Raw genomic sequence first — 13,053 nt, 5'->3', positions numbered from 1 at the left:
TGATAATGCCAATTAAAAACGAATAAGCACATATTTATCGCTAAATATTAGCCAAGTAATTTGTATCAATGATGAACCTTGAAATTAATCACTTAATAGTAAATCAAAGTTGCAACATAGGATAGTATTGAAAAATTAACCATGCTAAATCCAAATACTAACTTAAACGGATAGTACATGGCACAAACATTGAGTTACTAGAGGTTTTCTTCCGCAAAGGCCGCTAATCTACTGCGCACAACACCATTTAAATTAATATTACTGCTGCCAGGGAAGTCTTTAAAACGCTCAACTATATAAGTAAGTCCTGAAGTAACAGCCGTTAAATAGTTACTATCAATTTGCGCTAAGTTACCAGAGCAAACCAGTTTAGTGCCTTCACCGCAACGGGTGATAATGGTTTTTAGTTGTGAGGCAGTAAGGTTTTGACATTCATCTAACAACACCAATGCATTTTGAATGCTACGACCGCGCATAAAATTTACCGATTTAAACTGAATATTGCCTTTTTCCATAATGTAATTAAGGCTGCCGTTCATATTTTCATCTTGTTTGTGCAATACTTCTAGCGAGTCGGTTATTGCCGCTAACCAAGGTGCCATTTTCTCTTCTTCGGTACCAGGTAAAAAGCCAATAGATTCAGCAATTTCAGGTGTACTGCGCGTGACAATAATTTTATCGTACAACCCACGTTCAATAACTTGTTCTAATGCTGTGGCCAATGCCAGTAAGGACTTAAGGTGTGCTAAAATACAATTAACAGAGACCGAGCGATAAATAAAATATCTTTTAAAATAATAGCTTAATAAAATAATATGTAAAGGAAAGGTATTCAAGGAGAATTCAGATGATTTCCTGTATGAAAATAATTAAAAACGAATATATGCTTAAGCCTGAATCAACCGATTTTGCCAATTTTTTGATACATGATGAGTCATTACTTGCAGCAATAATTAGATTACTTCGGGAGAAGCGCTTTGCAACAACGGCTGCTTTTGCGCTGAAAAAAGTCTTAAATATATCTATCGAAAACTTAAACTCCCCTTATATTTATAACCTACTCCTTACCCCATTAAATGAACTTTTGGTGCAAGAATTAATATCAGGTTTCAAAGAAGTGGAGCGTCTCATTTACTTGCATCCAATGACTAAGAAAAGAAATTTGAGTTCTGCATTTCGAAGTTTAATATCTGAAACAGGCTCTATTTTGTCAGGTGATGTTCCTATAGCTCGTTGTCCATTTCAAACTCGATTTAGCATAAAAGAGCCACTAAACATGGCAGAGGTGCCATGCTCTTCTTCTGATATATATGTAATCAGAGTAAACCCTAGAAACAATAAAAGTTCACATACCATTATTGACCCTGATACTTTGCAGGGGGTTATACAGCCAACAGGTTTGCTATCTATTAGTTTGAACAAAGTACAAGAGAATTCATTACATACTTGGGTTGAGGGGAGTAAAGCCCAAAGTTGGCTTATCACATTACAAGTTATAGCTAGTGAAAAAAATACAGAGTCTATCCTTTACTTATTTAACAGTAGCCCTGAACTTTTGGACTCTACAGATATACTACGGGCCTTTATTCAACTAAAAGAGACATTACAACGTAGTAAAAGAAAGTCCGTTATCAAAAGGGTTAATGAAATATTTAACTTATTAACCTTAGGAGGAAGTACGAAGTCAGGTCACTCTCTTGAGCCATACAGATTACCGAGCCACCTTATTAGTAATTCAGAGTTCCCAGCCAATAAGTACTTACATGAAGCTGAAAAATACTTAACGTTCAAAGTATTAGTAGATGAATCTGTTCGATATTACTACGTAAATTTTGGTCCGTTGAATGAGTGCTCGCTTTTATTTAAAACATTAATTAAATATTCTTTAAAATCTAACGACCACCCGGTTAAATATAGAAATTTCAAACTATTACGTACAGCATTAAAGGTCATATTAACTGGTAATAATTTAAAGGCTGATTGCTTTTTTTTAGCTGAAGAACATGATTATGTATCCAAAGAACATTTCATTGAATACGCTGAAAAAATCAATAAAGTCATCAGCAAACACGTAAAAACAAATGACATAGAAGTCACTAATGAGTTATTTGATATTCTGTCTAAGTATGGTGGATTAGCGGAAGTAGTAAGTGAGTTTTTTGAAAAAACAAAAGTGGTACTTACCAGAGAGTCTAGTGTAATTATAGATACTAACAGCCCTATAATATCTAAACTATTAACACTTGATGGTTTGCTTTACACCTGTTTCTCAAATTCAAAGTGGGACAACTTATCTACTGATAGTAATTCACTTGAAAGCTATGTGTCCAGAATATCAGTATCAAAAATACTTGTTTTTTTAGCCAATCATCAAAACATCCCGTTTACGCGAACTTTATTGCTGGCACCACCTGAGGATATAAAGCCAAGTGATATCTATTTTTTCTACGCTGAAATGATATCAATTCTATCCTGTAGAGAGGATGCGCATACAGGAGTTAATGGATTTATGGCCTTTTTGAATAAATACGGAGGGAAAATTTATAACGGCCAATCCTTTGATTGCCTAGTTTTATTTAGTCGGTTATCAGACTACGGTAATTTTCTATATGTTACTGAACGGGAGTATACCCTTCAACTTGTACATGGTGATAACGAATCAGTTAAATACGTCCCCATTGACTCTAACTATTTACCTGGAACCATGTTACCTCACAGTTTACTTATCGAGTGTTTAAAAGTTTCTGAAAGTACCCCAATGTCATGCAACATAGCTATTGAGTTAAGAAAAGAGTTAAGTGATATTTCACAATATAGCTGTCCAAAATTAAAAAATTTACTCAATAGTGACAAGGCTAATATCACAGATGCCATAATTATTAGTGGTTTAATAGAATATGAGTCCATGCTGGATTCTGATGCGGCAACAACCCAAAAGACTAAAGTACACAAAAGTGCCCTGTTACGTACTTTTCTACAAAAATGGACGGGTAAAATCGCTGGTAAAAGCTCTATAAATGAGCATCAATTCACAACGAGGTTTAATCGTGATGGTGAGGTAAAGTGTGTTCCCCCTATAAGAATTCATGGAGAAATGGCTGATAATCAGCGTATTGATATTTCTTTCAATACATACCTTAATCCTGCGATTTATACACCGGACGGTCTATTAACAAAAGCTCTTCTCTTTATTAAAAGTAGAGTGAGTAATTACTCTAAAGTAAAGATTCAACAATGGGAAGCATTGATTAATTTTATCTTGAAGCACCAGTACCCAAATTCACCATTTCTTAATGTGGGCAACTTTTTAAGTACCCCACTTAAAGTATGCAACAGAACTAAAGTCGTGCAGGCACTTCAAACTATAGAGAAATTAATTAAACTCAAAGAAAGTAAAGATAAAGAATCTGACTTTTATGCTTTGATGGAGCTTTTTTCCTTGGAAAATAAGACAATTAACGACGGAAGGACCATTTCTGCGCTTAACTATCAGTGTTGTTTTTCCGAACTCCCTGAACAAGAAAATGTTCTATTTAAAGTAACAAATAAAATTAATGGGAAGGTGGTGCTGAGTGATTTTAAATTGGATATATTACCAATTAAAAAGATTCTATCCAATGATGGGGTATTGAATGTAGCACTACATAACCTAGCAAGACAATCTCTTAATTCTCCTATTTTTGGTTCAGAAATTAATAACATTAAGCTAATGGTAAAAATAATAAATGATAAGTTTAATGAGTCCGTCATTTCTATTGAAGAACATCAAGCTAACTCCAGCTTACATTACTTACTTACATCTTCCGTAAAACAACTGAATCAACGCAATGTTAGACAAGGCTTTACACGACTTGAAAAAATTATAGAGGGGTGTCACCGAAACGATAAAGGTCAATTTTCTGAAGGTTTTCGTAGGTTTTTATCCATAAACTCGCACTCAATTTCAAGTGGATTAAAAATAAATGAATGCGGTTTTAAAACTCAGTTTTCATCAAGGAAAGAGCGTAAAAGCATTGAATTAATTATTCCCATCAGTGAAACAAGTGGAGAGGTTATTCCTCCTCCTGCCATGGATAACTTTGACTCTATCAGTAACCTTAAAGATAAAATCAGTGAATATTATCAACTTCCCATTGTTGCCATAATAAAAGCGGCTCAAGAAGAAATGAATTTATATCAAAAGCTACGAGACGAACTAAGCCCTCTTGTGAATCGTGATAACAACGGTAATTTTACTGTTAATATCCCTCAAGAGGTTCAAAGTTGGGTTAGTCAAACTACAAGGGAACATAGAAAAAATAAAACAACTCAGTTGATAAGTTATATAGATACATTCGGACGTGAAATAGTACTTGGAGCTTTTTTGCAGTTACGTGCCAATACTCCGGTAAATGACATTCTCTATTGCCAAGGAAAAAGCCATCTAATAAATCCTGATTTCAAAGTCTGGTTTAAGAATAATGGCTCTAGTATGAAATCCTTTTTCTGGACGCCATTTATTCTTCCAAGACCAGTGTTATTGATCTGTTTTATTCGTCTAATAATCCACACTACCTGGAATAAAGATGTAATTGCTTCTCTGCAAGGAAGGGATCTACCTTACCCGTTACCGACCACTAGTTTTTTTATTCAGGGTTACAAGGATAAAGTTGAGAAAAAAACAACGCCCGTTGAAGTTACTCATACCGATAAGGAAGTTAGAGAAGCCATTGAGTTAATTTCACTGCATTTTCATAATATGAAAGAACTTGGCTTTAACCCTGAATCTATCTGGGAAACACCTGACTCAACACGATTTACCTTTTTAAATGCGAGTCAAATTGATGATTTCATACTACGTTATAAACTACCTAAATTCAGGATTGAACAGCTAGCTAAGCATCAAATTAATGTCAGAAAAGGTGTGGATGGAAGTATCCATCAAAGTCAAATTGAACGAAATCACGCACAAATGAAAACAACAGCGGGTTACGTAGACCATCCATTAGCTCGAATTTATTATGATGCCAACAATGCAGATTTTCAGCGTAGATTAGAAGCAACAGTTACTTTCAGACACTTAGGAGCTGAAGCATTACAAGAATATGGAATACCAGAGAGTGATATAGATTTAAAGTTATTAGGAGCCCCCAGCGATGAAGTTGATTTGCCACAATGGTTCCTTTTACCTGATGGCTCAACTTGTGTTGATATTTGGGCCCCTATAGATAAGCCAAGTAAATCCCAGCAATGGTGTAGTGGCCGAAAATGCCACTCAAACAATGGATGCCCACACAATAAAGTATTAATTAGCATTGAAGAATTTGTACATACCCTAAGGCATCAGCGTTGGTTCATAGAGAGATATGACAAATTAATAATAAAATACACCCGTGAATATTTTGATGAGTACATAGCCCCAGCAATGCGATTTACTTTCGGATTAACTCGCTTTGTTCAAACAGCTAACCCTGAAATTTACCGAGCGGCAGAACTACTTTTGACAACTAAATTATCTGGTGATGAATGAATAATATTAAACTTTTATCCTTGGAAGAGGTTAACTTATTCGAAAGAGATACCTTTAACCGAATAGCAGAAACAGCAAGCAAACTGTCTGTAGATGACGAGAAGTTAGCGTTAAAAGAAACTGTGTTACATTTTTCTAGTACCGTTGAAGGGCATACATATACTATTGAACAAGATTTAGCTGGTATTTGGGTACCTGGATCGGGGGGCTTTGAACACCCTGTTCCTCTATTATTGTACCCTCATCATGCAAAGACTATTGTTAACGCTATTGATATTTATGCTCAAGGAGTTGGTCATACACCCTCATTTACAAAAGGGGGAGCAACGTCAGTAATGAGTAATATAATTAAATTTATAGAATGGGCGTTACTAAAGGATCATTACCAACTTGGGACTATTTCTAAATCGGACATTAAAAGTTTCTGTAACGAAATGAAAAAAGGAGGGATTCCTAATTTATTACAACTTCCTAATAGGTTTGATATTTTGTGGGAAAATATCAAAAACGATATTGAACTAATTAAGATTATTCTTACTGAACCAACTAAAAAATATGGATACAGATCTCTAAATTTATCATTAATTAAAAAAATGATTGGCACTAGCAGCCTCCAAGGTATGGTGCCAAATAAATTTTATAAATTAGTCGGCCATGAACTAAGAAGTTCAGGAATAAGTGTTATTGATTATTTCGAAGGTAAAGGCACAATGGGCTTATCACAACCATCAGCTAAAACCCTCAATACTCTTTTTGGCCAATGGAATTCACTTTCGAGGGTCGATGGCGGTGATTCTATTTCATTTTTTCCCTTTAAAGACCCGTATAGCCTTAGTAATAAATTAGGGAAACCAACAGGCAGAACGAAGAACATTGGTACCGAGCAGGTAATAAAATTATTAGGCGAAGCAAGCCTTTGGCTAAATAAAGCCTCTCCATTAATTATTAAAGCCGTCAAAGAAATAACAGACCTTCGCAATGAAAAAGGTCAAGGTAAAAATCGATATCAAAGAAATCGATATATTATAGATACTCTTTATCCGAAGAGAATGGCCGAATCCCAGTCACTTAACGACATTGAAAAAACTATGGGATTTGAGATATCCCGTGATGGCCCAAGAACCAAAGAAACAAACTCAGAAAAATGGACACTAACGGAATGTATTACCGCCCTAATGTCTGCTTGTTTCATAATCTTACAAATATACAATGCTCGTCGACAGGCTGAAATTAGCGATCCCATTATAGGTATAGCGAAAGAAGAACATTTTCATTGTAAATACAATGAGTTTGGTTGGTACCAAGCCGAGTTCTATAACGAAAAACAAGGAGGACGATATTGGCACACGATAAATAAAAGCAGTACTCAAGCTTTGAAAGTTCTTTTTGAGCTAAAAAAGTCTTGGGATAGTCACGGACATAACGGTTTATTTAATATTCCTCGATTTAATATAGATGCCAAAAATAATATGAGTGCATTGAAGTATCAATTTAATAAAGGAAAAGACAGTAGCTACACCGGAAATAAATTTTTAGAACGAGCCCTCGGTGATGATGTTGGTTTAGCAAAAGGTACACATATTTTCCGACGAATTTACGCCATCATTTACCATTATCAATACGAACATCGTGACTTACTCGCTTTATGCCACCAATTAGGCCATATAGATCCCGAAGTAACAGAAGTTTACGTTACCGATCCGGTAGCTCGAAATACACATGAGACTTTACAAAAAAAAGTCAAATTGAACCAACCAGAAGAAACGTCTTCAGCGATATTAGTTAAGGCTGAAAACAAGGCATTAGATAAAATCATACAAGAGGTCGATACAGAGAAAACTGCTTCAGATATTTTAGACTTAATGATGGGAACCAAAAGCATGGCAGGTCGATACCCCTCATTTTTAAAGAGAGTATTCAAAATATTACACAAAAGCGTAAAGTTTAATGAGCATATGAAAAAGAAGCATAAAGCTACATTTAGTAAACTGACACCTAATAATCAATCATTAGAAATGGCAAAAATAATAAGTGAACGCGGTCATAAGAACCAACCAAAACCGCATAGTAGCTGCCACCGCCAGCCTAACAAGCCTAAATCACATGATGCACCGTGTGACCCATTACAATGTAAAGGTTGTGCGTACCAAGATGTAAAAAAGAGTCATTTAGACATAATGAAAGAGGATTTAATGCACTTACGTGCAGTGGCTAATAATGGAGAGGATTACATGCCACTTGAACGTATGCAAGCAACAGAACAGGCTAACAACATAGAGCATGTTGTTACTCAACATGAACGAACTATGCAACATAACGATTCATTGTTTACTGGCTTTTAAAGGAGTTAACTCATGGAAATACAACGTAAAGAAGCTATCAAACGTATTGAACAGAAAATCGATATCCTTGAAAATTGGCTCAACTCTGAGATCCCTTTCTCTTTAACGAGCAAGAATACCCGTGTGTTAAATAAAAACGGAGGATTTGAATTAGAATATTTTCCGACATCTATTTCAGGTTTACGCAATTGGAATGGTTCGAAGAATAATCCTGATATTATCAATAAGTATAATATTCCAACACAAATGACTTCGACAACAACCTGGGACGCAACACCTACTTATATTAAAGAATGCGTAACAGGTACAAAAAAAATAAATTCTATCTTTATACGTTTAAAGGAAAAGGCGCTTATACAAAGAGATAGTGGTCGAATAAGTAAAGTCAAAGAGTTAGAAGCTACCGTTACTCTCGTAAAAAAAAATCATGTGGCCATTGCTCATGAAATGCTCGGCCTGCGACTTGAAAACGATACTCTTACAGCAGAGGTTTACATTGCAGAACAGAAATTAGAAGGGCTAAAGTCACAGCATAAAGTCGAAATCGAATGGCGAAATAAAGCTGCTATACAACAAAAATCACAAATTCTAGAACTAGAAAAAAAGAACCTTATCCTACAAAAGCAATTACTTAAAATCAGTAAAGAAAGTGGCATTTATCCAGAGAAATTAACGCTAAAAACAAATGTGGTCCCTTTCGATTTAGGAGATAAATGAAAGTGAATAAAGGCAATAAAAAAATGAGTACGCAACGTATTGGGGAGCTAAACGCTAACGCTGTGGAACGTTGGTTGTCAGATAATCCAGTCATCCCTCAATCTAAAGGGAAACCCAATCGGTCCGCTATTAGCCGGAAATTTGGTATCACTAAGTCAACCTGGGAATCGAACTCCAGATTAAAAACACTATGGATAAAAATTCAGGATAAGTTTGTCCCCCAAAGCAATATGATAGATTCATCAAAGAGTAATACAAAGGTTACAGAAGATGATGTCATTGCATTATTAAATAAAAAAGATGACATGATAAACCAGCTTCAAGCAGAGTTAACACGTACAAAATTAAATGCTGAGTTGCTACGGAGAAACCTAGCAGCAGAGGAGTTACTTATTTTAACTGGCCGCTATATACCGTATAACGTTCTGAAGGATGATTCAGAGCTTGATAGTGAATTAATACTGAATCATGAAATCACTTAAACTACTCAAGACAACTGGATCTGTTACAAACCTTACAGGGGTAGTTCTTAGTGTTTCCAAGATTAAACGCTGTAGAGAACGATACTCGGCAACGTTTAGAATCAAGGTTGGGCATTATAAATTTACTACTATTTGTCATGATACGGTTTTGCATTACCCTCCTTCCATCAATGATGTATGGAAGGTAGAAGGAGAACATAAAAACGATGGAAAATACGGTCCACAGTTTATTGTGAAGTCAGGTGAACGCCTAATGATTAACAATAATACCGACCAATCAATAATTTGTGATTATATCATTCAGAACAAGTCATTCGTAGGTATTAGCAACAGCTGGGTAAAAAAACTTGATAATGCATTCCCTAAAAAACTAAAGCAGACTCTTGACTCTGTTGAAGCAAGAATATTGGTGGTCCATCCAAAATTAAAAATGCCTGAGCTATTGGCTGAATCTCTATTACAAAGCTGGCAACAGTGTGCCTTTGAAAGAAAACTTCTTACTTTTTTGATTAATAAAAATATATCCATTAGTTTACTACCACAATTAATTAATTTATTCGGGCTTCAAGCTATAGAGAATATTAATCGTGATCCTTATCGGTTGTTAAGCTTCATGCCAATCCAGAACGCTCTTTCCCACTGGAGAACTTTAGACTCAATCGCATTTAAATATTTTGAAATAAACAAAGAAGATCCTCGTCGAATTATTTCTGCGATTGAAGCCATTTTATATCAGGCTTACGATACCAATGGCCACATGGCTGTGCCTATAGATATAGTACAAGATAGCTTAATCAATGAAGGAATTGAACATGATATTTATAACCTTATTCATCAGAGCGAACAAGAATCATTAGTACATCATCTAACAGGATTTATACAAAGTCTAGGGTGCTGGTCTTTAGAGACAACTGTAGCTAGACGATTGAATGCACTTATTGGCGATAAAACAAACACTAATGTAGATTTACAAAATAACGTTTTAAATGATTTTGAAAGAGATCAAAGTCTCAACAATAATATCAATGAATTTAAGTTGAATTTCATTCAACTTAAAGCTGTTGAACTTGCATTGAAATCAAACTTATCAATCATCAATGGCGGTCCACACACTGGAAAAACAACGGTCATGTTGGCTATAATTCAACAGTATGAGGACCAAAACAGAAAAGTATTTGTATTGAGTGCAACTGAGTATTCCGTAAGCCGTTTAGCTAGTGAATATGGAATAAAGTCGGAAACTGTAGTTACATTCATCCGTCACATAAAAGATTCGATTAAGAAAAGTGAATTATCACAAGCTCTAATTATCATCGATATCGCAACGATGATTGATACGGTAACAGCCTATGTTTTGTTAAAAATATTACCCAATGACTGTCGCCTATGCTTAATTGGTGACGATAAACTATTACCACCTATTGGGCCAGGCGTATTCTTTCATCAGTTAACCACTATCCCCCATTTATCTATCACACTAAATATACCTTACAATTTAGGAAGTGAAGCCGATTTAAATCAATTTAAGCACTCGGTATATATTGGAGATATTAAGACTGCTAAAAACAATATATACCCCTATCAAATAAGTCCTGAAGCTAAAGTCACATGGCATACCCCACAAAATGTGACAAGACAATCACTGTGTAAAGCAGCACTCAATGTTTGGTATGACAAAAATAAAATGGGTAAACCTCCTCAGGTTTTCAGCTCAAGTGACAGAATATGCCAAGAGATTAATCAAGAACTCCAACTAATTAGAACTTACAATAAAAAATATTATTCCAAAAAAATTAATGACCAAAATTTTATTAAAGGTGATCCAGTAATTTATGAAAAGAACAATAAAGAACTCGGTATTTCAAGCGGATCAATAGGCGAGATATCAGAAATATTCACTCAGAAGAGAGCTGTTAATTTTCGAGAGAGCATTATTAAGGTAGATTTTGAAGAAGGCTCTAAGTACCTAACAGAAGAAGACTGCTCATCTCTTGAATTAGCTTATTGTATTAACGTCATTAAAGGACAGGGTTGTGCATTTAATGACATTATCGTGATCGTGGATACTAATTATCCAATAGATCATTCATGGTTATATACCGCTGTATCTTTCGCAGAAAATAGTATTGTTTTGATCAGTAATGATGAGTTTATTGAAAAAAGCATAAGCTCTAAACAAAGTGATACCTGTCGCCACATCGGAACCAAGATTGAAGTTAAGAGGAACCTATGAATATAAAAACAGGCAATCAAATTGATTTAATTAGTGAAACGAAAGTCCACTTGCACAGAGTTACTTATTACGTATACCAAGATATGAAAGGTAACGTTATTTGGCCAGCAATAAACTTCATAAATTTTATTATCAAAGAAGGAAATAACGCCAGTACAATCGAAACTTATCGGCAGGCTATCCGCAGCTTATTTAACTATATATTACATAATAACCGCGATTGGATGGATGTAAACGATGAATTATTAGACGTTTATGCCAAATGGCAACTCACACAATCAATTAATAATCCAAGGTGGAGAGGAGATACTAATACAACTAAACGGAACATCAACCATGATTATCTAGCACCTGTATATGAATTCTATTTTTGGGCCCAAAAGCAAGGATTTCACCCTAGTTTATTAGGTATTCAATCTGAACAGGGGGATAAATATCAAATTACCTCAGCACTCCCATTACGTGATAAAGCGAAATCCAAAAAGGATGGTCCGAAACAAAAACAGCTTTACCCTAAATCATTTTACAACTGTGGAGAAAGTAGTGACGGCCCTAGCCAAAAAGCAGAAGAATGGGAGCTTGAAGAACTTAATGACTACATACGGGTAAACTACAAAGGGTATACTCGAGCTAGCTTAATGCTTATGTTACGGATTGTTGACCAAACGGGTTCAAGACCAATTACACTAAGTGGTTTTTCAAAGCTACAGTTTAGAGAAGATACTGTTGAGTCAAAATTAATGAATACAAGTGACTCTACTCTAGATATTACGCCCATCAGACAAAAAGGAGGTAACAACATGCCTGTTAAATTTCCTCTTGCACTAGTGAATGGCGTGGTTTCATTTATAGAAAATGATCTTAATGAGTTTATTAATACAACAGGCTTCGATCAATATGATGGTCATTTATTTTTGAATGAAAAAAATGGAAAACCACGTTCAGCTCAGGAAATAAGCAAGATTTTTAGTAGTATAACTAAAAAATTAAATTGGCCGAAAGGAAAGAGTCTTTACGCATTTCGCCACCGGTATGCTAATGAACAAATGGATATACAAGCGTCAATCAATGATGAGTTAGGGTTTACGAAAGAAGAAAATGCTGTAGCCTTACAAGTGTCACAAAATATGACTCATAGGAGCAAGGAAACATTAAAAAAAGAATATTTAGAGTCACGTACAAGGCACGGATATAAGACGAAAGTCTACCAGCAGGAGGTTTTGATTCAAGAATTAAAGGCCCAAAGTGAAGAACAAAATATCGAAACTTTAAGAGCATTAGAACTAGCGGAAGAACAACGAAAACTTGCTAACAAATTGCAAAAAGAAATCGAAAGGTTGAGAAATAACTATATATGATCATTTTCAAGAGGAGGATGAACTCTTTTAATCAATTGGACAACTACGTCCTAACTTTATTAAATAGAGGATACATCTTGCTCAATACAAAATTAAATTATTAATAAATCGCTGTGATTTTGAGTTTTTCAAGGTCAAGCTTTAAATCTGTTTACAAACACGTTAACTTCCAGCCTGTTGCTTCACCTTATAATTTAAGGTAAAAGATCTTCCGGTTCGCATTCTAAAATAGCTGCTAGCCGGTAAACTTTTTCAAGAGTAATATTAACCTCACCTCTTTCAATTATTCCCCCGTAAGTTCGATCAAATTTACAAAGAAGTGCTAAATTTTCTTGAGTGATTCCAAGAGATTTACGTTTATTTCTTACTTTTTTACCAAACTCGATAGCTAACGTTTTACTTTCCATTGTTC

Annotated in this window: 7 protein-coding genes and 1 pseudogene; 6 read left to right on the top strand and 2 right to left on the bottom strand. The window is 35.0% G+C overall.

Going from position 1 to position 13,053, the window contains the following annotated elements:
• Positions 1-197: 197 nt before the first annotated feature.
• Positions 198-737 (bottom strand): annotated as a pseudogene (locus H4J50_RS10200) (PhoH family protein); the annotation flags it as partial.
• Positions 738-859: 122 nt separating this feature from the next.
• Between H4J50_RS10200 and H4J50_RS10195 the strand changes: the two are divergent.
• The 6 genes from H4J50_RS10195 to H4J50_RS10170 are packed head-to-tail and all read left to right on the top strand — an operon-like array spanning position 860 to position 12,641.
• Positions 860-5,509 (top strand): hypothetical protein, encoded by a 4,650-nt coding sequence (locus tag H4J50_RS10195; protein WP_182256168.1) that lies wholly within the window; start codon positions 860-862, stop codon positions 5,507-5,509.
• Positions 5,506-7,851, top strand: a complete 2,346-nt coding sequence (locus H4J50_RS10190; protein WP_182256166.1) for a hypothetical protein — start codon at positions 5,506-5,508, stop codon at positions 7,849-7,851. Before H4J50_RS10195 ends, H4J50_RS10190 begins: the two co-directional genes overlap by 4 nt.
• Before the next feature lie 12 nt (positions 7,852-7,863).
• Positions 7,864-8,568, top strand: a complete 705-nt coding sequence (locus H4J50_RS10185; RefSeq protein ID WP_182256164.1) for a hypothetical protein — start codon at positions 7,864-7,866, stop codon at positions 8,566-8,568.
• Entirely contained in the window at positions 8,565-9,050 is a 486-nt protein-coding gene (locus H4J50_RS10180; RefSeq protein ID WP_182256162.1) for a hypothetical protein, read from the top strand. Before H4J50_RS10185 ends, H4J50_RS10180 begins: the two co-directional genes overlap by 4 nt.
• Entirely contained in the window at positions 9,037-11,283 is a 2,247-nt protein-coding gene (locus tag H4J50_RS10175; protein ID WP_182256160.1) for an ATP-dependent RecD-like DNA helicase, read from the top strand. The genes H4J50_RS10180 and H4J50_RS10175 overlap by 14 nt, the downstream gene beginning before the upstream one ends.
• Positions 11,280-12,641, top strand: coding sequence for a hypothetical protein (locus H4J50_RS10170; RefSeq protein ID WP_182256158.1), 1,362 nt, complete (start codon positions 11,280-11,282; stop codon positions 12,639-12,641). The genes H4J50_RS10175 and H4J50_RS10170 overlap by 4 nt, the downstream gene beginning before the upstream one ends.
• A 194-nt stretch (positions 12,642-12,835) precedes the next feature.
• On the opposite strand, the gene H4J50_RS10165 is transcribed toward H4J50_RS10170, so the two are convergent.
• Positions 12,836-13,048 carry a helix-turn-helix domain-containing protein gene (locus H4J50_RS10165; protein WP_182256194.1) on the bottom strand — a complete coding sequence of 71 codons (213 nt, stop codon included), beginning with the start codon at positions 13,046-13,048 and terminating at the stop codon, positions 12,836-12,838.
• Between the last annotated feature and the right edge of the window lie 5 nt (positions 13,049-13,053).

It is taken from the genome of Colwellia sp. 6M3, assembly GCF_014077595.1.
Taxonomy (GTDB): domain Bacteria; phylum Pseudomonadota; class Gammaproteobacteria; order Enterobacterales; family Alteromonadaceae; genus Cognaticolwellia.
This window is presented reverse-complemented; position numbering and strand designations above follow the sequence as displayed.